Origin of the sequence: Microbacterium candidum (assembly GCF_030315975.1) — a bacterium.
Taxonomy (GTDB): domain Bacteria; phylum Actinomycetota; class Actinomycetes; order Actinomycetales; family Microbacteriaceae; genus Microbacterium; species Microbacterium candidum.
Window position 1 is genome coordinate 1 of the sequence record NZ_JASXSZ010000005.1, and the last position, 22908, is coordinate 22908.

Below are 22908 nucleotides of genomic sequence, written 5' to 3' on the forward strand. Positions count from 1 at the left end.
TCGGTGACGTGGTGGATCTCGCACCAGCCGGCGGGGACGCCGCAGCCGGGGATGATGCAGCCGCCGTCGCGGAGCGCGATCGCCCGGCGCTGGTACCGGTTGAACACGCGTTCCTCGGTGCCGAGCCGGACGATGCGGCCGCTGCCGGCGAGGGTGACGCGTTGGATGACGCCGGCGCAGGCGACGTGGCGGGCGGTGAAGATGGATGCGGGCTCGGCGGACCCTTCGAGCCAGGCCCGCCCGGTGCTCGCGGTGAGGTCTTCTTCGCGGATGGAGACGATGAGGGTGGGGGCGGCGCCGCCGATGGTGGGCAGGTCGCGGCTGGCGGCGGCGACGGTGAGCGCCGCGGCGAGGGCGTCGTGCAGCTTCTGCGGGCCGGTGCGGTCGTCCCGCGGGACGTCGTGGGCGGGAGGTGACTCCGTGTCGTGGAAGCGGACGGCGTGCGGGGAGGTGGTGGCGTCGTGGATGCGCACGAGTTGCGCGGCGACCTCGGGCAGCAGTGCACCGCGGATGGGGATGACGCCGTCGCGGGCGGTGCCGAAGGTGATGCCCCGCCTGCGGGCGGCGGCGTGCGCGTCCGGTTCGGCGCCGTCGGGGTCGAGGACCGCCGCCCACACCTGCGCCTGGACACGGAGCAGGTCCGCGCACGCGGGCGGGAGGCCGTCCGGGCCCTCGCCGCGGGCGGCCGCCGCGAGCAGGCCGTCCGCGGTCAGCACACCCTCGACGCCGACCCGGTCCCGCATGGCGAGCAGGGGACCGGCGACGGCGAGCACCCCATCGACCCCGGTCTCCGCGTCCAGCAGAGCGTTCCGCATCGCGGGCAGCCGTGCCGGCATCCCCGCTCCGGTGACCGGGTCCCATGCGAGCGCGGTGGCTTTCGCGGCGCGTTCGAGTTTCGCGGCGGTGTGCGGCCCGTTGCGGGTCAGGCGCTGGACGAGTTCGGTGACGTTGCGGCATCCCATCCGGGTGGTCAACCGCTCCTCCCGCACCGTCGAGCTCGACCGGTCGGCGAGTTCCCCGACCATCTCCACCAACAGTGCGTCGACGGCTCGGGCGAGGTCCCCGGCGCGGGCGATCGCCCCGACGAGATCGTCATCTGACGCCGCATGCACCCCGCCGCCTCGGGCGCCCGTGTCGATCAGCTCGCCGACGCGCGACCGCACCGCGATCAGGTCGTCGACGAGTGCGTTCATACCACCATTCTGGTGAGGGCCTCCGACATTGAAACCCCAGGTCAGAGGTTATTAACAGACTCTGTTGACAAGCGTCCGAACGGTGCAGAACCCCATCCTGGGGAGGAAACCACGAGTCGCGTCGGCGACCGGATCAGGCCTGGCCGTTGCTGGCGATCGCAGCCACCGCGCGCGCCAGCTCCTCGCCGCTCGGAAGGACGTCGGGGCTCACGAGCCACAGGATGCCGAGGCTCTGGACGAGCAGGAAGTCGAGCTTCGCGATCGCGGTGAGATCCTCCTCGCTGAGGTCCGGCCGAGCCGCCCTCAGCCCTTCGGCGATGCCGAGGTGCGCCTGCTCGGTCGCCTCCGCGATCGCGCGGCTCGCGCGGGCGTCGCGTGACACGCGCATGGTGTTCTCGAGGCTCGCGAGCAGCGCCTCGCGGTTCGCCGCGAAGACCTCGGGCATGCGGTCCCACATCGTCGCGAAGCCCTCCAGCAGGGGGAGTGCCGCGGTCTCGTCGACGATGGCCTCCATCCGGTCGCCGATCCCGGTGCCGAGCGACTCGGTGAGCGCGGCGCTCACGAGCTCGTCCTTCGATCCGAAGTGGTACCCGATCGCTGCGAGGCTCACGCCCGCCGCCGCGGCGATGTCGCGAGCGGTGGCCTTCGCGACCCCGCGCTCGAAAATCACCTGTCGTGCGCCGGCCAGCAGATCCTCGCGATTGCCCATGGCGCCATCCTAGAGCAGAGATTTAGACATTCGTGCTAGACAAACGTCCAAACCGCGTGTTAGACATATGTCTCATACAAATGTCTAACAGATCGGATGCATCATGTACGAGCTGAACCCGACCCCTCACGTCCTCGTCTCCGGCGGCGGAATCGCGGGCCTCGCCCTCGCCGTGCAGCTCGTCCGCAGCGGCATCCGCACGACCGTCGTCGAGCGCGCGGCGGGGCCGCGGCCCGGAGGACAGGCGGTCGACCTGCGCGGAGCGAGCCGCGAAGTCGCCGAACGCATGGGCCTCATGCCGGGCATCGACCGACGCCGCGTGCACGAGGAGGGCATGGCCTACGTCGACGGAAAGGGCCGCGTGTTCGGGCGGATGTCGATGGCCGACTTCGACGGCGAGGGCGCGGTCGCCGAGATCGAGATCTCGCGCGGCGACCTCGCCGAGGTGCTCCTCGACACGCTCATGGAGGCGGCCGAGACCGCCCCTGGACTCCTCGACCTGCGTTTCGGCGATCGCATCACCGCGATCGCGCAGGATGCTGACGGCGTCGACGTCTCATTCGAGGTCGCCGCATCCGCTCGCTTCGACGTGGTCGTCGGCGCCGACGGCGTGCACTCCGCGACCCGCCGGCTCGCCTTCGGCCCGGAGGAGCAGTTCGCGACCTACCTCGGCGGCTGCGCGGCGTTCTTCACGATGCCGACCCCCGCGGGCCTGGAGGAGGGCTGGTTCTCGATGCGGTTCGTGCCGGGGATCACCTTCGGCATCCGCCCCGACTTCGACCCGTCGACGTCCAAGGCGATCCTCACGCTCCGCATGGACCGCGACCCGTCGCTGCGCGGCGACCGCGCGGCGCAGGAGGCCCTCATCGACCGCGCCCTCGAGGGAGCGGGATGGCACGCGCCGACCGTGCAGGCGGCGCTGGGCGACGCATCCGATCTGTACTTCGACGAGCTCGTCCGCATCGACGTGCCGGACGTCTCGAGCGGCCGGGTCGTGCTGCTCGGCGACGCCGCGTCGTGCGGATCGCCGATGACCGGCCAGGGGACGGCGACCGCGCTCATCGGCGCGTACCTCCTCGCGGCGCGCCTGGCTGAGACGCCCGAGGATGCGGCGGGCGCCCTCCGCCGGTACGCCGCGGATATCGTGCCCTTCGCTGAGCACGGCAAGGAGATCCCGTACGGCGGCATCGAACGCATGGTGCCGAAGAACCGCTTCGAGGCGGCGATGTCGCGGGTCACGTCCGGCATCATGCTGTCGCGCATCGCCCGCCCGCTCATGAAGCGCGTCTTCGCTGGCGCGGCCGAGTCGCCCGCCCTGCCGGAGATCCCGGTGCCGGTGCGCTGACGGGCGTCGCGTCGAGACTGGGGGTACATGCCGAACCGGGGAGTATGGCGCCCTGGCTCGGCAAGTACCCCCGGTCGCGACGCCCCGGGCCGCGCGGCAGCGCCGGCCGCAATGCAGCGACGGCCGCAATGCAGCGACGGCCGCAATGCAGCGGCGGCCGCCCTGCCCGAGGGCGCGGTGCCGGCTCACGGCTGACCCGCTCGCGATACGCCGACGGGATGCGTCGCGGAGAAACCCCGACCGGCAGGCGAAGATGTCACCGTGACCTACGACGTGACCGAGACCGATGTCGAGTACGCGGCCACACGTGTGCAGCTGAGGACGAACGCCCACTTCGCGTCGTTCGTCGCGGCATTCGAGATGGCCGTCCCCGAGCTCACCGACCGAGATGCCGTCGCCCGCCTCGCCGAGGACGGCGATTGGTCCGGCTTCGTGCGGGGTCTGCAGTGGGAGGCGCCGAGCGGATTCGTGCGGGTGGGGACGTTCCGCCCCGACGCCCTCATGCGGTTCGCGGGCAGCCCGACGGCGAGCGCCGTCTGGCTCGTCGTGAACCACGGCATCGGCGCGCGTCTGTTCCGCCAGGATCCCGCGACCGCGCTCTACTCGCCGCTGCGGATCGAGGCGCATGCGGCCCGCGATGCCGGGACCGTGATCGGATTCGACCTGCCGAGCGCGTCCTTCAAGAGCTTCGGCCTCAACAAGCTGACGCAGGCGGGCGCCGAGCTCGACCGTGCGCTCGGCGACCTCCTCGAAGACCTGGGGATGCCGCGGCCGACCGCGCTTCGCCGCTGAACCTTGGGCCGCTGAACCCACAGCCGTCGAGGCCGGGGGTTCTGGCTGAGGCAGGGCGTACAGGCCCATGGCTCGGCTCAAACTCCCGGTCTCGGCGAACCCCAGGGTTGGTCAGCCCGCGAGGACGTCGAGGCACGTGATGGCGGCCGCGGCCGACCACGCCTGTGGGCGGCACGCAGCAGGGTACGGAGCGGGCACGGCGCGTTGCGCGGCGGAGTCGCCGCTGTGCAGCTCCGGCATCCGGTAGCCGAACGCCTCGGCGGCGCGCAGCATCCCCTCGGCCGTCTCGCGGGCCTCTGCGAGCAGGCCGGCGCGCAGCATCCCGCGCGCGACGATCGCCGTGTCATGCGCCCACACCGAGCCGCGGTGATAGCCGAGCGGCCAGTAGCCCGCGGCATCCGTCGACAGGGTCCGGATGCCGAACCCGGACGACATGGATGCGCCGACCAGCAACGCCGCGACGGCCTTCTCTTCGGCGGGGGAGAGGATGCCGGTTCCGAGCAGGTGCCCGATGTTCGACGTGAGCGTGTCGACGGCCCGGCCGTCGCGGTCGAGGGCGATCGCCGGGTAGCGGCCCTCCGGCGTCTCGACCCAGAAGGCCTCCGCGAAACGCGTACGCAGCGAAGCCGCCCATGCGCGCAGGTCGGGCCCGCCGGGCTCGCCGAGCGCGTCGAGGAGCGCGGCTGCCCCGACTGCGGCCTCATAGGCATAGCCCTGCACCTCGCACAGCGCGATCGGGCCCGCCGCGAGCGTGCCGTCGCGCCACTGGATCGAGTCGCCCGAGTCCTTCCAGCCCTGATTCGCGAGGCCCCGGCCGGTGCGGTCGACGTAGGAGAGGAATCCGTCCCCCGTGCTCCGGACGATCCAGTCGAGCGCCGCGCGGAGGTTCGGAAGCAGCTCGCGGACCTCGGACTCCGGCATCCCAGCGGCAGCGGCCTCGACGAGGAGCGACACCCAGAGGGCCGTGGCATCCACCGTCCCGTAGTACAGCGGCGGCAGCACGATGCCCTCGCCCGGCATGACGAGCGCGACGGAACGCAGCTCGTGGGCGATCTTGCCCGGCTCCTCCTCGGTCTCACGGTCGTCGCGCGTGCCCTGGAGGCGTGCCAGGACACGGAGGGTGGATGCGGCGAGCCCGGCGTCGACGGGCAGGAGCAGCCGCGCCGCCCACAGGCTGTCGCGGCCGAAGAGCGTCAGGAACCAGGGAGCGCCGGCGGCGAGGAAGGCGTCGGCCGGGTGATCCGGAAGTGCGAGCCGGAGCGCGGCGAGGTCGCCGAGGGCCGTCCGCAGCCAGGCCGCCAGGCGCGGGTCGGCGGCGTCGGGGACGGGCCAGGTGACCGCGGGTGCCGCCTGCACGACGAGGCTCGCGTCCTCGAGGCGCGCCGCGAGGACGACGGATGCGGCATCCCCCGGCTCCACGTGCATCCGCCACGAGACCTCGAGCGTGTCTCCGTCGCGTCGCCACCTTCCGCCCTCGGCCGTGAGGTGGAGGTGCGCGGTGTCGGCTGTGACGGTGACGAACTCGCCGACGATCAGCTCCTCCGACGCGCGGGGCCCGCCGATGCCGGCCTTGACCTCCTGCAGCGGCCGGAAGTCGGGCTGCAGCCGAACGGTGACATCGGCATCGATCGTCCGGGGTGCGACCGAGCGCAGCGTGATCGTCTCCCTGATCTCGCCGGGCTCCACCTCGCGCGACCGCGTGAGACGCACGTGCGGATCGGGCGACGGGTCGTCGATCTCCCGGACGGTCGCATCGAAGACGACCTCCGAGACCGAGCGCGACGCGGAGCCGATCGGCTCCGGCGCGACACCCGCGCACCGGAGCGCAAGGGCGCCGATGAAGCGCCGGTCGCCGTGGTACACGCCGTCGATCGGCGCGGTCATGTCTCCGCACTCGCGCGACCACACCTGGGTGGGCGCGGCGAGCGCGATGACGGCGTCGTAGAGGTAGGGCTGCCGACCCGGGGTCATTCTTTGACGGCTCCTTCGCTGGAGTTCATGATGCGGCGCTGGAAGATGAAGAACAGCACCGCGACGGGGATGGTCATGAGGAGGGCCGCCGCGAGCTTCAGCGGGTACTGGCTGCCCTGGCTGAGCTGGCCGGAGGCGAGTCCCGCGACGCCCTTCGTGAGCGTCGTGAGCTGCGGCGACTGCGTCGACACGATGAAATGGCTGAGCTCGTTCCACGACCCCTGGAACGACAGGATGACGATCGTGATGAGCGCGGGGCGCGCCATCGGCAGCACCACCGACCAGAACACGCGGAAGCTGCCGGCGCCGTCGATCCGGGCCTGCTCCTCGACGGAGACGGGGATCGACTCGAAGAAGTTCTTCATGATGAACACGCCCGCCGCATCCACGAGGAGCGGCAGGATCATGCCCGTGTACGAGTCGTAGATCCCCAGCTGGTTCAGGACGAGGAACTTCGGGATGAGGAGCACGACGCTCGGGACTGCCATCACGGCGATGACGGCGGCGAACACGATGCCGCGCCCGCGGAAGTGCAGCCGGGCGAGAGCGTAGCCGGCGAGCGACACGAAGAACACGCGGCCGAGCGTCACGACGATCGTCACGATCGCGGAGTTCATGAACCACAGTGGGAAGTCGCTGTGCGCGAAGAGGCGCTCGTACGCCGCGAACGACCACGTCTGCGGGATGAGAGAGATCGGGTCGGTCGCCGCATCCGGCTCCGTCTTGAAGGACGTCGACACCTGCACCAGGAACGGGTAGATGTACACGAGCGCCAGCGCGATGAGGAGGACGTACAGCGCCGTCTGGCTGAGCCTGCGCCGCATCATGAGGCGTCTCCCTTCGGCAGGTACGCGCGGATGCGGCGGCGCGAGACCGGCCGGTCGCGCAGCACCCAGCGCTGGAAGAGCGTGAAGACGATGATGATGAGGAACAGGATGAAGGCGATGGCGGCGCCGTCGCCCCACTTCTGATCGCTGAACGCCGTCTGGTACGAGAGATACGCGGGCGTGAGGGTGGTCTTGCCCGGGGAGCCCCCCGGCGTGCCGGTGTAGATCTGGTCGAACATCTGCCAGCACCCGATGAGACCGAGGGTCACGACGGTGAAGATGGTCGGCCGCAGCTGGGGGAGCGTGATCCGCCAGAAGCGCTGCCACGCGTTCGCGCCGTCCATCATCGCGGCCTCGGAGAGCTCTCCGCCGATGTTCTGCAGCGCCGCGAGGAACAGCAGCATGAACGTGCCGCTCGTCGTGAAGATGGCCATGAGGATGTAGGCGCTCATCGCGACCGAGGGGCCTGCCATCCATTCCCACCACGTGACGCCGAGGAAGCGCCCCTGCGTGAGGATCTCGGGTCCGGGGGTGTTGCCGGTGAGGAGGTGGATGATCCCGCGGGGGTCCTGGAACCAGTTCGGGCCGCTGCCCCCGAGCTGCGCGATGATCTGATTGACGACGCCCGTCGTCGAGAAGAGGAAGAGCCACAGCACGGTGATCGCGACCGAGCTCGTGACGGACGGGAAGTAGAAGGCGGTGCGGAAGACTCCGCGGCCGCGGAGGACCGCGCGGCTGACGAGCACCGCGAGGAACAGCGACAGTGCGGTCTGCAGCGGGACGACGAGCAGCACGTACCAGGCGTTGTTGCGCAGGGACAGCCCGAAGTTCCGGGTCGCGAGGCCGCCGTCGGTCGTGACGTCGGCGTAGTTCTGAAGGCCGACGAAGCTCACGCTCGGCGCCAGCGGGCTGCCGTTGCCGTTCCAGTCGGAGAAGCTCACCCACAGCGCCATCAGCACCGGGATGAACAGGAACACCCCGAGGATGAGGATGACGGGGAGCGAGAACAGCCATCCCGCCACCCCCTCTCCGCGGCGGATCCCGGAGGACCGATGTGAGGTCCGGGAGGACCCGCGCGGGGTCCGGGGGGACCCGTCGCGGAGAGGGGCGGAGGCCGTTGTCGGCGTGGCGGGCGCGGTCATGGTGTTACTTGACGACCGCTTCGAGGTTGGTCTGCACCGACTGCAGGATCGTCTTCGGGTCGCTGGTCTTCAGCGTCTCGAGCTGCGAGTTGAAGTCGGCGATCACGTCGGCGGCGCCGGCGTTGGTCGGGACGCCCTGCGCGTACTCGGCGCCCTTGAGGAAGGGGACGAGCGGCGCGTTGTCAGCGGTCCAGGCGTCGGCAGCGGACTTCACCGAGGGCATCGGGCCGAAGGCCTTCGAGAACGCCAGCTGCTGCTCGGCGGTCGTGAGGTACTCGATGAAGTCGAGCGCGGCCTTCTGGTTCTTGCCCGCGGCCGACATGCCCCAGCAGTTGGTGAACTGCAGGGTGCCCTTGCCGGCGGGGCCGGCGGGCAGCTCGACGACCTTGTACTTCACGGTCGGGTAGTCGCTCTGCATGGCACCGGTGATCCAGTTGCCCTCGATGGTCATCGCGCCGAGCTGCTTGCCGAACGCCTCGCCGCCCCAGCCTGCGCCGACATCCTTCGCGTACGCGAACGAGCCGTCGTTGAGGTGATCCTTGACGTAGGTGAGGGCGGTGACGTTCGCCGCGCTGTCGGCCTCGGCCTTCTTGCCGTCTGCCGAGACGAGGCGTCCGCCGGCCTGGGCCATGAAGGCGCCGATGCGGGCGTACTCGCCGCTGAAGACGAGACCCTTCGTCGTGCCGGAGGTGAGCTTCTTGGCGTCGGCCGCCAGCTGGTCCCACGTCGTGGGGATGTCGGCATCCGTCAGCCCCGCCTTCTCCCACAGGTCGGTGTTGATGATGAGCTGCAGCGTCGAGAAGTCCTTCGGTGCACAGTAGAACGTGTCGTTCACGCTGAAGTTCTTCACGAGAGACGGGTAGAAGTCGCTCTTGTTCTTCAACATGTCGCCGTACGCCTGCAGCGACTTGTTCCCGGCGAACCCGGCGATCGCGTCGGTGGACAGGTAGAAGACGTCCGGCGGGGTGCTCGCGGCGAAGCCCTGCGAGAGCTGCTGCGAGAGGTTCGTCGCGGGGACGACGGTGACGTCGACGCCGGACTTCTTCGACCAGGCGGCCGCCGCATCCTGCACGGCCTTCGTCTCGGCGTCGCCGCTCGAGCCGATCATGAGGGTGAGCGGGGACTTCGACGAGGTGAGCCCGCCGGCGGACGGCGATGAGCCGCTTCCGCTGAACCCTTGACCGCAGCCTGCGAGCACGAGGGCGGCGATGGCAGTGCCGCCCACGGCGATCGCGGCGCGTGCTGTGTATCGCGACATCAGATCTCCTTCGATTGCATCGGGTGGTACGCCGAGAAACGTCATCCGGTCTGCAGGGTGTTGCATCCAATGCTGACCAGTTCGTCCAAGCAGGGGAAATTTGATCGTTCAAATTCTTGGCGCCAGGCCAAGATATGGTGTTGGCACTGGGGATGTCAAGGAGGGGAGTCGATGCGTCGACCAGCGACAATCGAAGACGTCGCGCGAGTGGCTGGGGTCTCGCGGCAGACGGTGTCGAACGTGATCAACAGTCCCGAGATCGTCCGGGAGTCCACGCGCGAGCGTGTGCGGACCGCGATCGCGGAGCTCAACTACTCGCCGCACGCGTCGGCGCGGCGCCTGCGCACGCAGCGCAGCTCGACGATCGGCATCCATCTCGATCCGTACGCGGGAGGCATCTCCGGCGTGGTCCTCGACCGGTTCGTGCACGCCCTCACCGAGCAGGCCGGGGAGCGCCGCCAGCGGGTGCTCGTCTACGCCGCCCGCACGGCGGAGGACGAGATCGCCCGGATCGCCGAGCTCGCCGACGGGGGCGACATCGACGCGGTCGTCATCACGGGCACGTTCCACGGCGACCGGCGCACGGGGTGGCTCTCCGAGCGGTCGCTGCCGTTCGTGTCGTTCGGCCGGCCGTGGGGGGTCGACGACATCGACGACCCCGCGCACCTCTGGGTCGACGTCGACGGGGCGGCCGGCACGCGCGCCGGCACCGAGTACGCGATGGGCCAGGTCGGCCCGCGCGTCGCGTTCCTCGGCTGGCCGTCTGGCTCGGGCACGGGAGACGACCGCGAAAGGGGCTGGCGTGAGGCGCGGCGGATGCTGCCGGCCGCCCCGCGCTTCACGGCGGTGGAGAGCGTCGCGGCGGGCCGCGCGGCCATCGAGGCAGGGCTCGCCGAGGGCGGGTTCGACGCCCTCGTGTGCGCGAGCGACGCCCTCGCCATCGGCGCGCACCTCGCCGTGACGGCGCGGCGTCTGGAGATCCCGATCATCGGCTTCGACAACACGCCGGCCGCCGAGGCCCTCGGAATCTCGAGCGTCGAGCAGCTGCCCGAGAAGGTCGCCGAGGGCGCCCTCGAACTCCTCATGGGGGAGCAGTCCGCGATCAGTCCGCGCTCGGCCGTTCCGGGTCGCGCCCATGTGCTGGTGGAACCGCGACTGGTGGTGCGGAAGGGTCCGCTGTAACGGCATCCATCGCCGGCGTCGTGGCGGGCTGCCGCATCCACACGAGTCCGACGACTCCGGCCGCGAGGTACAGGGCGGCCTGGAGGTCGAGGAGGGGGCTCAGCAGCGTCGGGTTCCCCGCGAGGCCCGCGAGGAGGATGCCGCCCGCCTGGCCGATGGCCGCGATGAGCCCGACCGCGGCGAAGGCCGCACCGCGCTCGCGGGGTGCCGTCGCCGTCTGCATGACGCTCATGACGCCCGTCATCATGACGACTCCGGGTGCGCCGACGATCGCGAACAGGACGACGTACGGCCAGATGTTCGTCGTCAGGAACGGCAGGTTCCACGTCACGAGCGAGATGATGCCGAACGCGAAGACGCTCCCGACGGTGAGGGCGCGCGGCCCAGCACCTCGGGTGAAGAAGCCGAGCGTGAGGCCTGCGGCGATCGCTCCGATCGCCTGGATGCCGCGGAGGAGCCCGACATCCCCGTCGCTGCCGTGCAGCGGATCCGTGACGAACAGCAGGAACAGCACGAGGAACATGCCCTGCGCGATGCTGGCGAGCCCCATGATGAGGTAGATCGGCCGGAGCGGACGGATGCGGAGCGCAGCTCCCACCCCCATGCTCTTCTCGCCGCCGTGCGCGCCGCCGTGCGGGTGCCCGGCCGTGCGGGGGAGCGTCGAGATGAGGATCGCCGAGACGACGTAGCTCGCGGCGTCGATCGCGATGACGAGCGGGAGCCCGCCCGCCATCAGCGCGATGCCGCCGAGCGGTCCGCCGACGAGCCGGCCGAGGTTCTGGTTGAGTCCGACCAGCGCATTCGCGGAGACCAGCTTGTCCTTGTCGACGAGGTCGGGAAGGAGCGAGTTCTTCGCCGGCTCGAACAGGGCGGCGAGCGACGCATGGACCGCGATGACGGCGTAGGCGATCGGGAGATCGGCGGCCGAGTGGACGAAGAGCAGCGGAATGAGGGCGAGCGCCTGGCCGATGTTCGTCCCGACCATCACCCAGCGCCGGTCGAAACGCCCCGCCAGCTGCGCAGCCAGCGGCGCGAGGACGATCGCGGGGGCGAGCTCGAGGATGAAGGCGATGGAGGTCCCGACCGCGGAGCCGCTCAGCCGCAGCACGACGAGCGGCAGCGCGATGAAGAGGAACCAGTCGCCTGTGTCGGACACGAGCCCGGCGACCCACAGCCGCTGGAAGGCGGGGGAGCGGAACGCGCTGCTCATGATTCCTCGCCTCCGGCGTTTCCGAAGGTCGGGCGAGGGAACGCGAGGACCGAGAGCTCCGCGATCGCGGAGCCCGCCGGCGCATCGGCGCGGGTCGGGGCGATGTACGGGCGCACGAGGGCGTCGATCTTCTCGACCAGTGTGCGGAGCTCCTCAGGGGTGACCCGCAGGCCGTAGTTCGAGAACGCATCGGCGTCGCGCCACTTGGTGGGCAGCATGCCGCGTGTGCGCAGATGCGCCTGGGCGAGCTGGTATTCGAGCTGCAGGGATGCGGATGCCACGCTCAGTGCAGAGGCGGCGACGTCCGGGTCCGTCGCATCCACCGTCGTGTCGAGGCCGGTGATCGTCGCCCGCCACGGCCGCTCGCGCCCGTCTCCGGACTCGACCGGCTCGACGAGCCCGTGCTTGGCGAGCACGCGCAGGTGGTAGCTGCTGTTCGACGGCGAGTCGCCGACCGCCCGCGCGCACGCGGAGGCGGTGGCCGGGCCCTCGGACATCAGGTATCCGAGGAGGTTCAGTCGCACCGGGTGGGCGAGGGCCTCGAGCGCCTCGGGATCGTCGAGCCGGCGCCTGTTCTCGCGGGGGTTGTCCTGCATGACCGCGCTCCGTTCTGAAAGGGTACTTCGAAAGACTCTTTCAGAGTACGCCTCGGGGGCCCGATGTGAAAGCCCCTTTCAGAAATCGCTCCTGCGCCAGAACAGGAGATTCGGCGAGAACAGGACGATTGGCGCCGAATCGTCCTGTTCTCGCCGTTTCACCTGTTTCGGGTTCTCCTGTTTCGGGCGGCGGGGTCAGCGGCGGTGGAGTCTCCGCTCCAGTTCGGCAGCCTGGGCCTGGACGAGCGCGGCCAGGGACGCTGCATCCTTCGCCTGCGCGCCCGCGTCTTCCGGCCACGTGACGGCGATCGCCGCGATGGGCCACCCGGTGTGGTCGCGCACTGCGACGCCGACGGAGCGGAGGCCCAGGGTGATCTCGCCGTCCTCGGTGGCGTATCCCGTCGCGCGGACTTCGCGCAGCACCTCGCGCAGCTCGGACGGACGCGCGGGGCCGCGGCCGGTGCGGTCGGCGAAGGCGGAGGCATCCGGGTACAGCGCGGTGATCTGCTCGCGGGGGAGCGCCGCGAGCATCGCACGCCCGGTCGCGGTCAGGTGCGCGGGGAGGCGCACGCCGACGTCCGTGACGAGAGCGGGCCTGCGCGGGGCGCGCTCCTCGACGACGTAGAGCACATCGCGTCCCGTCATGACGGCGAGGTGCGCGCTCTCGCCCGAGCGGTCGGCGAGGGCGGCGACGAGGGTGCGGCCGAGGCGCGCGATCGGCTGCTGCCGTGAGTAGCCTCCGGCGAGCTCGAACGCGGCCGTGCCGAGGCCCCAGCGGCGGTCTTCCGGGAGGTGCACGACGAAGCCGTGCTGCTGCATCGAGGCGAGCAGGTGGTAGACGCTCGAGCGCGGAATACCGAGCGTCGACGCCATCGTGGAGGCGGCGACCGGGCCCGGCTGGCGGGCGAGGTACGCGAGGATGCGCAGCGTCTGATCGGCGGCGGGGACTTGCGGCATCTTGTCTGGCATGGCAGACAAAGGATGCCACGAAGCCCTCCCGTTCGGAAGGCCCGAGGTGTGGAATCGTCATATGACTTCCTCCACCGTGCTTGCAGACTCCGTCCTCGTCGGCGAAGCGCCCCTCAGCCCCGCCGACGTCGTCGCGGTCGCCCGTGACGGTGCGCGCATCGAGATCGCCGCCTCCGCCCTCCACAAGGTCGCCGCATCCCGTGCCCTCGTCGACCGCCTCGCCGACGACCCGAACCCGCACTATGGCGTGTCGACCGGCTTCGGAGCGCTCGCGACGAAGTTCATCCCCGTCGAGCGCCGCATGCAGCTGCAGGTCAGCCTCATCCGCTCGCACGCGTCGGGCACCGGCGCCGAGGTCGAGCGCGAGGTCGTCCGGGCGCTGCAGCTGCTGCGCCTCCAGACCCTCGCGACCGGACACACCGGCGTGCGGCCCGTCGTCGTCGAGACGTACGCGGGGATGCTGAACGCCGGCATCACCCCGATCGTCCGCGAGTACGGCTCGCTCGGCTGCTCCGGCGACCTCGCCCCGCTCGCCCATGTCGCGCTCGCGTCGATGGGCGAGGGCCGCGTCCGCGATGCCGCCGGCGTCGAGATGGATGCCGCCGAGGCGCTGGCCGCCGCATCCATCGCCCCGCTCGAGCTGCGCGAGAAGGAGGGCCTCGCCCTCATCAACGGCACCGACGGCATGCTCGGCATGCTGCTGCTCGCCCTCCACGACTTGAGCGTCCTCTTCGACACCGCCGACCTCGCCGCGGCCCTGTCGGTCGAGAGCCAGCTCGGCACCGACGCCGTGTTCGCCGCCGACCTGCAGGCCCTGCGCCCCCAGCTCGGCCAGGCCGAGTCGGCCGCCAACCTGCGCGCGTTCCTCGGCGACTCGCCGATGGTCGCCTCGCACAAGGGCCCGGAGGACGGACGGGTGCAGGACGCCTACTCCCTCCGCTGCTCGCCGCAGGTGCACGGCGCCGGCCGCGACACGGCCGCGCACGCCCTTCTCGTGGCGACCCGCGAGCTCGCCGCCGCCGTCGACAACCCGGTCCTGACCGACGACGGCCGTGTCGAGTCGAACGGCAACTTCCACGGCGCGCCGGTCGCGTACGTGCTCGACTTCCTCGCGATCGCCGTCGCCGACCTCGCGTCGGTGTCCGAGCGCCGCACCGACCGCGCCCTGGATCCGGCCCGCAGCCACGGCCTCCCGCCGTTCCTCGCCCACGAGGTCGGCGTCGACTCCGGCCTCATGATCGCCCAGTATGCGGCGGCCGGCATCGTCTCGGAGCTCAAGCGCCTGGCGGTCCCCGCATCCGTCGACTCGATCCCCTCGTCGGCCATGCAGGAGGACCACGTGTCGATGGGGTGGGCCGCCGCCCGCAAGCTCCGTCGCGCGATCGACGGCCTGTCCCGCGTCCTCGCGGTCGAGATCGTGACGGGATGCCGCGCCCTCGACCTGCGCGCGCCGCTGCAGCCGGGCTCCGCGACCGGCGCCGTGCGCGACCTCGTCCGCACCGTCGTCGAGGGCCCCGGCCCCGACCGCTTCCTCTCGCCCGACATCGAGGCCGTCACGGCTCTCGTCATCGACGGCTCCGTCGCCCGCACGGCGCTCGCCGCCGCATCCCGCTGATCTGATTTCCGAAGGAGTGAACGACATGACCGTCTCGACAGGCTCGACGACCGAGCAGACCCGTACGATCCGCGCCACGCGCGGCAACGAGCGCACCGCGAAGAGCTGGGGCGCCGAAGCCGCCAAGCGCATGCTCATGAACAACCTCGACCCCGAGGTCGCCGAGCACCCCGAGGACCTCGTCGTCTACGGCGGCACCGGCCGCGCCGCGCGCAGCTGGGAGGCGTACGACGCGATCGTCCGCACGCTCGACGAGCTCGAGCCCGACGAGACGCTGCTCGTGCAGTCCGGCAAGCCGGTCGGCGTGTTCCGCACGCACGAGTGGGCGCCGCGCGTCCTCATCGCGAACTCGAACCTCGTCGGCGACTGGGCGACGTGGCCCGAGTTCCGCAAGCTCGAGGCCGAGGGCCTCATGATGTACGGCCAGATGACCGCGGGCTCGTGGATCTACATCGGCTCGCAGGGCATCCTGCAGGGCACGTACGAGACGTTCGCCGCTGTCGCGCGTTCGCTCGGCAAGGAGTCGCTTCGCGGGACGCTGAGCCTCACCGGCGGTGCCGGCGGCATGGGCGGCGCGCAGCCGCTCGCCGTCACGCTGAACGACGGCGCGTGCCTCATCGTCGACGTCGACGAGTCGCGCCTGTCGCGCCGCGTCGACCACGGCTACCTCGACGTGTACTACACCGACCTCGACGAGGCGATCGCGCGTGCCGTCGCGGCCAAGGAGGCGGGCGAGGCCCTGTCCGTCGGCATCGTCGGCAACGCGGCCGAGGTCTTCCCGGAGCTCTTCCGCCGCGGCGTGCCGATCGACATCGTCACCGACCAGACGAGTGCCCACGACCCGCTCGCGTACCTGCCGATCGGCATCGCCTTCGAGGACTGGAAGTCCGCGGCCGCCGCCGACCCGGAGGGCTTCACCGAGAAGGCCCGCGAGTCCATGGCCGCGCAGGTGGCCGCGATGGTCGCGTTCCAGGATGCCGGCGCCGCCGTCTTCGACTACGGCAACTCGATCCGCGCGGAGGCGAAGCTCGGCGGGTTCGACCGGGCCTTCGAGTTCCCGGGCTTCGTCCCGGCCTACATCCGCCCGCAGTTCGAAGAGGGCCGCGGCCCGTTCCGCTGGGCGGCGCTGTCGGGCGACCCGCAGGACATCTACAAGACCGACCGTGCCATCGCGGAGCTCTTCCCCGAGGACGCGGCGCTGCACCGCTGGCTCGAGAAGGCCGGCGAGAAGGTGCACTTCGAGGGCCTGCCTGCACGCATCTGCTGGCTCGGCTACAAAGAGCGTCACCTCGCGGGCCTGAAGTTCAACGAGATGGTCGCCTCGGGCGAGCTTTCCGCGCCGATCGTGATCGGTCGCGACCACCTCGACTCGGGCTCGGTCGCCTCCCCGTACCGCGAGACCGAGGCCATGAAGGACGGCTCGGACGCGATCGCCGACTGGCCGCTCCTGAACGCCCTGCTGAACACCGCGTCCGGCGCATCCTGGGTGTCGATCCACCACGGCGGCGGCGTCGGCATCGGCCGTTCGATCCACGCCGGCCAGGTCACCGTCGCCGACGGCTCGGCCCTCGCGGCGGAGAAGCTCGAGCGCGTGCTGACGAACGACCCCGGCACGGGCGTCATGCGTCACGTCGACGCCGGCTACGACCACGCGAAGGACGTCGCCCGCGAGCGGGGCCTCAAGGTCCCGATGCTGGACGCCTGACGTGACGTTCCCGGCGCGCCCTGGCGTCGCGACCAGAATGGCTGAGATCGCCGACATCGGGCGCGACCCGGTGCGGGGCGGGTACTCGCGTCACCTCCTGGATGACGCGGACCTGGCCCTGCGCGCCTGGTTCCGTTCGTCGGCGGCCGCTCTCGGACTCGAGGTCGAGCAGGACGGCAACGGCAACCTGTGGGCCTGGTGGGGACCGCGTGCTGCGGGCGCGATCGCCACCGGCAGCCACCTCGACTCGGTTCCGGGCGGCGGCGCGTACGACGGCCCCCTCGGCGTGGCGTCGGCCCTGGAGGCCGTCGCTCAGCTGCAGGCATCCGGTTTCGAGCCGGTGCGCCCGATCGTCGTCGTCGCCTTCGGCGAGGAGGAGGGGAGCCGGTTCGGCCTCCCGTGCTTCGGCTCGCGGCTCATGGTCGGCGCATCCGACCCGGCCGTAGTGCTCGCCCGCGCGGACCGCGACGGCGTCACGCTCGAGGAGGCGTGGCGCGGCGCGGGGCTCGACCCCGCGACCGTCGGGGCAGATCCGTCACGCGTCGCGGAGCTCACCGCGTTCGTCGAGCTGCACGTCGAGCAGGGCGTCGACCTCGAGCACCGGGAGATGCCGCTGGCCGTCGCGTCCGCGATCATCCCGCACGGCCGTTGGCGTCTCACCGTGGACGGCGAGGGCAACCACGCGGGCACGACCCCGATGGTCGGCCGCCACGACCCGGTCGTCGCCCTCGCCGAGGTGATCCTCGCGGTGCGCGACACGGCGGTCGCCGCCGGTCCCGGCGCCCGGGCCACGATCGGTCGCGTCGCCGTCACCCCGAATGGGACGAACGTCATCGCCTCCCGCGCGGAGGCGTGGCTCGACATCCGCGCCGCCGCAGACGACGACGTGCGGGCGCAGCTCGCCGACACGCTCGCGCGGGCCGAGATGCTCGTGACCGCGGAGGGCTGCACGCTCACCGTCGTCGAGGAGTCGTTCTCGCCGATCGTCACGTTCGACGAGACTCTGACCGATCGCATCGCCGGCGTGCTCGGGGGAGTCCCAGCCATTCCGACCGGTGCCGGCCACGATGCCGGCATCCTCGCCCCGCACGTGCCGAGCGCGATGATCTTCGTGCGCAACCCGACGGGCGTGTCCCACGCTCCCGGCGAGGGCGCGCGCGACGAAGACTGCGAGGCAGGGGCAGCGGCGCTCGCCGATGTCCTGCGAGAGTTGGCATCGTGACCTCCTTCCACTGCGGCGCGGCCCTCGTCGCCTCCGAGGTCGGCGTGCGCTTCGCGGACGGCGTCCGCCTCGAGATCGACGGCGGAGTCATCGCGGCCCTCGATGTCAACGCCTCGCCGCAGCCCGGCGATCTGCGGCTGTCCGCCGTCGTTCCCGGATTCGTCAACGCGCACTCGCACGCCTTCCATCGCCTCCTGCGTGGTCGCACGCACGACGACGGCGGCGACTTCTGGCAGTGGCGGACGCGCATGTACGAGTCGGCCGCCGCGCTGACCCCGGACGGCTATCGCGAGCTCGCGACGCGTGTCTTCACCGAGATGCGGGATGCCGGGTACACCGAGGTGCGCGAGTTCCACTACGTGCATCACCGGCTGGACGGCTCGCCGTACCCCGCCCACGACATGGAGATCGCGCTCGCGGAGGCGGCGACTGCCGTCGGCATCCGCCTGCTGCTGCTCGACACCCTGTATCTGCGCGGGGGAGTGGGCTCGCCGCTCCTGCCCGAGCAGACGCGGTTCGGCGACGGCGACGTGCCCGGCTGGCTGTCCCGCTGGTTCGGGCTGCGTGAGGCTCTCTCGCGCTTCCCGCTCGTGGCGCTCGGTGCCGCGGTGCACTCCGTGCGCGCGGTCGAGCCGGATGACCTCGCAGCGGTCGCGGCCGGGCTCCCGGCCGATGTGCCGCTCCACGTGCACGTCTCCGAGCAGCCCGCCGAGAACGAGGCGTGCCTCGCCGCGTACGGACTGACCCCGACGGGGCTCCTGGCACAGCATGGTCTCGTGACCTCCCGGCTGTCGGCCGTGCACGCGACGCATCTGACGGATGACGACATCCGTCTGCTCGGTGATGCCGGGGCGACGATCGTCATGTGCCCGACGACGGAGGCCGACCTCGGCGACGGCATCGGACCGGCACCCGAGCTCCTCACCGCCGGTGCGCGGCTCACGATCGGGTCGGACCAGAACGCCGTCATCGACCCGTGGGAAGAGGTTGCGCGGCTCGAGCTCGACCAGCGGCTCCGGCTGCAGCGTCGTGGGATCTTCTCGCCTGCGCAGCTGTGGCGCGCGGGCTCGGAGACCGAGGGATTCGCCGTCGGCATGCCGTTCGACGCCGTCGAGCTCGACCTCGGCTCCCCGCGCGTCGTCGGTGCGGCGTTGGAGCAGCTGCCGCTCGTCGCCCGATCGGGCGACGTGACGGCGACCATTGTGGCGGGGCGCGTGACGCGCCCGGAGAGGTGAGCGGGATGCTGATCACGAACATCGGCGAGCTGACGACGAACGTCCCGACCGGCGATGACCCGTACGGGACGATGACGGATGCCGCCATCCTCATCCAGGGCGACCGGATCGTGTGGGTGGGTCCGGCGGGGGAGGCGCCGTCCGACCCCTCGACAGGCTCGGGGACCGAGGTCGTCGACGCGCGTGGCCGCGCCGTCATCCCGGGCTTCGTCGACAGCCACGCGCACCTCGTGTTCGCGGGCGACCGCGCCGACGAGTTCGAGGCGCGGATGACCGGCGTCCCGTACGCCGCCGGCGGCATCCGCCGCACGGTCGCGGCGACCCGCGCGGCCTCCGACGACGAGCTGCGTCGTCACCTGCGGGAGCTCGTCGCCGAGTGCGCCCGCCAGGGCTCGACGACCCTCGAGGTGAAGACCGGGTACGGGCTCACCGTGCACGACGAGACGCGCGCCGCGCGGATCGCATCGGAGGTCACGCCCGAGGTCACGTTCCTCGGAGCGCACGTCGTCCCGGCCGAGTACGCCGATGCGCGCGACGACTACGTGGACCTCGTCACCGGTCCCATGCTCGACGCGGTGGCCCCGCACGCGAAGTACATCGACGTGTTCTGCGAGCGTGGTGCGTTCACGCCGGACGAGTCGCGTCGCATCCTCGCCGCGGGAATGGCGCACGGCCTCATCCCGCGCATGCACGGCAATCAGCTCGGGCCGGGCGAGGGCGTCCAGGTCGCCGTCGAGATGGGCGCGGCATCCGTCGACCACTGCACCTACCTGTCGGATTCCGACGTTCTTGCGCTGGCGGGCTCGTCGACGGTGGCCACGCTCCTGCCCGGGGTCGAGTACTCGACGCGTTCGCCGTACCCCGACGCCCGCCGCCTCCTCGACGCCGGCGTCACGGTCGCGATCGCGAGCGACTGCAACCCCGGTTCGTGCTTCACGAGCTCGATGCCGCTCATGGTCGCCCTCGCCGTCCGCGAGATGCACATGACGACCGCCGAGGCCGTGTGGGCCGCGACGGCGGGCGGCGCGAAGGCGCTGCGCCGCGACGACATCGGCGCGATCGCGCCGGGGATGCGGGCCGACCTCGTGCTCCTCGACGCGCCGACGCGCGTGCATCTCGCGTACCGGCCGGGTGTGCCGATCATCTCCGCGGTCTACAAGGACGGGGTCGCGGTCGCCTGACCGGGTCTCGCGCACGGATGGCGAGAGATCGTACGGTTGGCGAGAGAAATCCATCGGATCTTCTCGCCGGCCGTGGTTCCTCTCGCCATCCGTCCCGCTACTGGTCGGGGGAGACGGGCTCCCACGTCCCGTAGACCTCGAAGCCCGCGCGTCGCGCGAGGGCGATGGATGCCGCGTTGTCCACCTGGCAGCGATACTGCGGCTCGTAGCCGCGGGCGATGATCTCGCCGGCAAGCGCGCGGACGACCCGGCGGGCGATCCCGCGGCCGCGGTGCGACTCGAGGGTGAGCACGCCGAGGTCGGCGAGCTGCGTGTCGTCCCAGGGGTACGCGCTCGCAGCACAGACGAGTTCGTCGCCGTCGAACGCGCCGACGACGGCCCAGTGGTCGAGTTCGACGTACGCGTCGTCGAGGTCCTGCTCGCTCGCGCCGGCTTCGAACGCGGCGAAGGCATCCTCGTCTGCTGAGGTGAGGAGGCGGATGTCGTGGCCGGTTTCTTCGCCGATCCGGTCGTCCGCGGCGAGGTAGTGGACGAGGTCGGGGTCGTGGAGGCGTGCTCCGGCTTCGGCGGACGCTGCGCGGAAGGACGCCGCATCCGTCGCGGTCACGCCTGCGAGGGCGGGGGAGACGACAGCGGTCTCCGTCCCGTCGGCGGCGACGAGCAGCATCGCGCGGCGATCCTCCTCGAGGGTCGGGTTCGCGGTTAGGGCGAATCCGCCGCCGCGGTACGGCTCGGTGGCGAACTGGGTGCGCCAGAATTCTTCGACGATGGATGCGGGCATCCCCCGATGCTATGGGATTGCTACGAATGCTTCGACCGCACCGGTCAGCATTTCGCGAGCACGGGCCGTGTCGTGAAGCAGGCTCTTCGGGGCCGTGCCGAGGCCCGCGATGATGTCGTCCATTGCGCGGTGGCCCTCGTGCGGGTCGTTGAGCGAGCGCAGCGAGACGAAACGCAGGTGTTCCGGTCCGGGTCGTTGAGCGAGCGAAGCGAGTCGAAACGCAGGTGTTCCGACCGCGACGACGCCGGGCCGCCTTAGGAGCAGACGTCGATCCCACGTTCGAACACGCGCTCGCGCGTCTCGGGGTGAGGTGCCCAAAGAATCGAGATATGTCTTGCACAGCCGCCGGGCGTCACCGGCGTGACCGGAACGGGGGTGCTGAAGGGCGCCCGACGCTCGCCACTGGGCAACGGTGCGGAACGACGACGCTGTCGATCAGGATCGGTCTCCACAGACGTCAGGTGCGGAGTCGGACGTGGAGTAGTCCACGGAGGCTCACATGGAGTCGGTCACTGAGTCGGTTGCGGGGCCCGCACGGAGTCCGGCCGGGGAGTCAGGCTTGGTAGACATCCCCGTCCGGCGCCGTGATACCTACAGCCGCGAGGTTCTGCGCCTCCGCCGTCGCCGGATCGAACGGCTTCGCGGCGGTGAAGACGATGCGCGCGCGCTCGGGCGTGATGACCTCCACGTCACGCGTGTTCCACGGGGTGTCCCGCGGACCGGTGACCGACGTATCCATCGCGCGGCAAGCCTTCGCCAAGCCGTCGACCTCGTTCAGCACGCACGCGAAACTGAAGGAGACCGCAGGGGCCTCATCGGGAACGCCGGGGGCCGACGTCAGCAGGACGTCCTGGAAGGCCCACCGCCGCAGGTGGACCAGCCGCCCGGGGATGCGGAAGAGCTCGAAGAACCCCATCCCGCGGGTCCAGAACTCCACCGACGCGTCCAGGTCGCCGGACGGGATCGTCACGAACGCGGGCATCCCGTAGATGCCGTGGAAGGGCTCAGGGGCGACCGCATCCGGACCGGGAACAGGGACCGGGCTGATCTCGAAGGCGTTGTAGTACTCGCTCATGCGCCCAGCATCGACCCTGACGTAACGGGAGGGTCAAGCCCGGGCTCATCGCGCGACGTCGAGCTTCCACTCGACGGGCTCGACGGCGTCGATCGCATGCCAGCCATGCGCGTCCGCGTGGAGCTCCCACGCGAAGGTCGCCACGGCGCACGTCGGCATGTGCGTGATCCGCTCCTGCGACAGGGCGTACGCCAGCTCCGTGATGCCCGGATTGTGGGCGACGAGCACGACGGATGCCGCACCGGCGCCACCGGACTCGACAGCCGCGCGAAGGAGCGCTGTGCCGGGAGCCGCGTACAGACGCCGCTCGAGGGAGACCGGGACCCCGAATTCATCGGAGAACGCCTGAGCGGTGGCGCGTGCGCGCACGGCCGTCGACGAGACGATGGCATCGGGGACGAAACCCGACACCGCGAGCCGCGCCGCCATCACGGGCGCATCGCGCCTGCCGCGCGCGTTGAGGGGCCGGTCATGGTCCGCGAGCCCGGGGTCGCCCCAGTCGGACTTCGCGTGACGGACGAGAGCGAGCCGGATCATGATGACACGTACACCCAGGCCGTGCGTCCGCTCGCGAGGACGATGGCTTCCCGCCGGTAGAGCGCCACCTCGTATTCGTCGGCGGCCTCCACCTCTTCCTCGGTCACGTGGAGGACCATCCCCGAGACACGGTCGAGGCGATTGCCGGTGGGGCGGACGATGGGATGCCGGGACGCTCCGGACAGATCCACGACGCGGCGGTCGTCGATGTCGGCGTACGTCACGGTGTAGCCGGGGAGCCAGTCGGGCTCGCCCGCCACGATGCGCCCGAACGTGTCCAGCTGGACATCGGGCTGCTGAAGAGTTCCGTAGGAGAAGAGGAGCTGGTCGACAGAGGCGTCGGTCACGCCGCCAGGCTACGCC

21 protein-coding genes are annotated in these 22908 nt (G+C 71.1%); 8 read left to right on the plus strand and 13 right to left on the minus strand.

The window, feature by feature from the left end; translation table 11 throughout:
• Positions 1 to 1193 (minus strand): HNH endonuclease signature motif containing protein (locus tag QSV35_RS14735; protein WP_286289562.1); only part of this gene is annotated, 1193 nt, incomplete at its 3' end.
• 133 nt (positions 1194 to 1326) lie between these two features.
• Positions 1327 to 1902 (minus strand): TetR family transcriptional regulator, encoded by a 576-nt coding sequence (locus QSV35_RS14740; protein WP_286289563.1) that lies wholly within the window; start codon positions 1900 to 1902, stop codon positions 1327 to 1329.
• 103 nt (positions 1903 to 2005) lie between these two features.
• Between QSV35_RS14740 and QSV35_RS14745 the strand changes: the two genes are divergently transcribed.
• Positions 2006 to 3247: an FAD-dependent monooxygenase gene (locus tag QSV35_RS14745; RefSeq protein WP_286289564.1), complete on the plus strand. Its 1242-nt coding sequence runs from the start codon at positions 2006 to 2008 to the stop codon at positions 3245 to 3247.
• Positions 3248 to 3508: 261 nt separating this feature from the next.
• Positions 3509 to 4039 carry a DUF302 domain-containing protein gene (locus QSV35_RS14750; RefSeq protein ID WP_286289565.1) on the plus strand — a complete coding sequence of 177 codons (531 nt, stop codon included), beginning with the start codon at positions 3509 to 3511 and terminating at the stop codon, positions 4037 to 4039.
• 111 nt (positions 4040 to 4150) lie between these two features.
• Here the strand turns inward: QSV35_RS14750 and QSV35_RS14755 are convergent, their stop codons facing one another.
• The 4 genes from QSV35_RS14755 to QSV35_RS14770 form a co-directional block, all read right to left on the minus strand.
• Complete coding sequence (locus tag QSV35_RS14755) at positions 4151 to 6010, minus strand: glycogen debranching N-terminal domain-containing protein (protein ID WP_286289566.1); 1860 nt, start codon at positions 6008 to 6010, stop codon at positions 4151 to 4153.
• Positions 6007 to 6837 carry a carbohydrate ABC transporter permease gene (locus QSV35_RS14760; protein WP_286289567.1) on the minus strand — a complete coding sequence of 277 codons (831 nt, stop codon included), beginning with the start codon at positions 6835 to 6837 and terminating at the stop codon, positions 6007 to 6009. The genes QSV35_RS14755 and QSV35_RS14760 overlap by 4 nt, the downstream gene beginning before the upstream one ends.
• Entirely contained in the window at positions 6834 to 7859 is a 1026-nt protein-coding gene (locus tag QSV35_RS14765) for a carbohydrate ABC transporter permease (protein WP_286289568.1), read from the minus strand. The genes QSV35_RS14760 and QSV35_RS14765 overlap by 4 nt, the downstream gene beginning before the upstream one ends.
• A gap of 124 nt (positions 7860 to 7983) precedes the next feature.
• On the minus strand, positions 7984 to 9237 hold the full coding sequence (locus QSV35_RS14770) for a sugar ABC transporter substrate-binding protein (RefSeq protein WP_286289569.1): 1254 nt from the start codon (positions 9235 to 9237) through the stop codon (positions 7984 to 7986).
• A 171-nt stretch (positions 9238 to 9408) separates the two neighbouring features.
• Between QSV35_RS14770 and QSV35_RS14775 the strand changes: the two genes are divergently transcribed.
• Entirely contained in the window at positions 9409 to 10419 is a 1011-nt protein-coding gene (locus QSV35_RS14775) for a LacI family DNA-binding transcriptional regulator (RefSeq protein ID WP_286289570.1), read from the plus strand.
• Here the strand turns inward: QSV35_RS14775 and QSV35_RS14780 are convergent.
• The 3 genes from QSV35_RS14780 to QSV35_RS14790 form a co-directional block, all read right to left on the minus strand.
• Positions 10340 to 11629 carry an MFS transporter gene (locus QSV35_RS14780; protein WP_286289571.1) on the minus strand — a complete coding sequence of 430 codons (1290 nt, stop codon included), beginning with the start codon at positions 11627 to 11629 and terminating at the stop codon, positions 10340 to 10342. The two genes, QSV35_RS14775 and QSV35_RS14780, sit on opposite strands and share 80 nt — an antisense overlap.
• On the minus strand, positions 11626 to 12225 hold the full coding sequence (locus tag QSV35_RS14785) for a winged helix-turn-helix domain-containing protein (RefSeq protein WP_286289572.1): 600 nt from the start codon (positions 12223 to 12225) through the stop codon (positions 11626 to 11628). Before QSV35_RS14785 ends, QSV35_RS14780 begins: the two co-directional genes overlap by 4 nt.
• A 195-nt stretch (positions 12226 to 12420) precedes the next feature.
• Positions 12421 to 13194 carry an IclR family transcriptional regulator gene (locus QSV35_RS14790; RefSeq protein ID WP_286289573.1) on the minus strand — a complete coding sequence of 258 codons (774 nt, stop codon included), beginning with the start codon at positions 13192 to 13194 and terminating at the stop codon, positions 12421 to 12423.
• 61 nt (positions 13195 to 13255) lie between these two features.
• On the opposite strand from QSV35_RS14790, the gene hutH reads away from it, so the two are divergent.
• From hutH to hutI, 5 genes are read left to right on the plus strand one after another with little or no spacing between them, the layout of a single operon-like run.
• On the plus strand, positions 13256 to 14809 hold the full coding sequence (gene hutH, locus QSV35_RS14795) for a histidine ammonia-lyase (RefSeq protein WP_286289574.1): 1554 nt from the start codon (positions 13256 to 13258) through the stop codon (positions 14807 to 14809).
• Between the two features lie 25 nt (positions 14810 to 14834).
• Positions 14835 to 16514, plus strand: coding sequence for a urocanate hydratase (gene hutU, locus QSV35_RS14800; RefSeq protein ID WP_286289575.1), 1680 nt, complete (start codon positions 14835 to 14837; stop codon positions 16512 to 16514).
• A 37-nt stretch (positions 16515 to 16551) separates the two neighbouring features.
• Complete coding sequence (locus QSV35_RS14805; RefSeq protein ID WP_286289576.1) at positions 16552 to 17736, plus strand: allantoate amidohydrolase; 1185 nt, start codon at positions 16552 to 16554, stop codon at positions 17734 to 17736.
• Positions 17733 to 18971: a formimidoylglutamate deiminase gene (locus QSV35_RS14810; protein WP_286289577.1), complete on the plus strand. Its 1239-nt coding sequence runs from the start codon at positions 17733 to 17735 to the stop codon at positions 18969 to 18971. Before QSV35_RS14805 ends, QSV35_RS14810 begins: the two co-directional genes overlap by 4 nt.
• Positions 18972 to 18976: 5 nt before the next feature.
• Positions 18977 to 20152, plus strand: a complete 1176-nt coding sequence (gene hutI / locus QSV35_RS14815) for an imidazolonepropionase (protein ID WP_286289578.1) — start codon at positions 18977 to 18979, stop codon at positions 20150 to 20152.
• Between the two features lie 97 nt (positions 20153 to 20249).
• On the opposite strand, the gene QSV35_RS14820 is transcribed toward hutI, so the two are convergent.
• The 4 genes from QSV35_RS14820 to QSV35_RS14835 form a co-directional block, all read right to left on the minus strand.
• Positions 20250 to 20933 carry a GNAT family N-acetyltransferase gene (locus QSV35_RS14820; RefSeq protein ID WP_286289579.1) on the minus strand — a complete coding sequence of 228 codons (684 nt, stop codon included), beginning with the start codon at positions 20931 to 20933 and terminating at the stop codon, positions 20250 to 20252.
• 553 nt (positions 20934 to 21486) lie between these two features.
• Positions 21487 to 22008 (minus strand): VOC family protein, encoded by a 522-nt coding sequence (locus tag QSV35_RS14825; RefSeq protein WP_286289580.1) that lies wholly within the window; start codon positions 22006 to 22008, stop codon positions 21487 to 21489.
• A gap of 45 nt (positions 22009 to 22053) precedes the next feature.
• Positions 22054 to 22545 carry a SixA phosphatase family protein gene (locus QSV35_RS14830; protein WP_286289581.1) on the minus strand — a complete coding sequence of 164 codons (492 nt, stop codon included), beginning with the start codon at positions 22543 to 22545 and terminating at the stop codon, positions 22054 to 22056.
• The gene (locus QSV35_RS14835) at positions 22542 to 22892 is read right to left on the minus strand and encodes a gamma-glutamylcyclotransferase family protein (RefSeq protein ID WP_286289582.1); all 351 of its coding nucleotides are present in this window, start codon (positions 22890 to 22892) and stop codon (positions 22542 to 22544) included. Before QSV35_RS14835 ends, QSV35_RS14830 begins: the two co-directional genes overlap by 4 nt.
• Positions 22893 to 22908 lie beyond the last annotated feature (16 nt).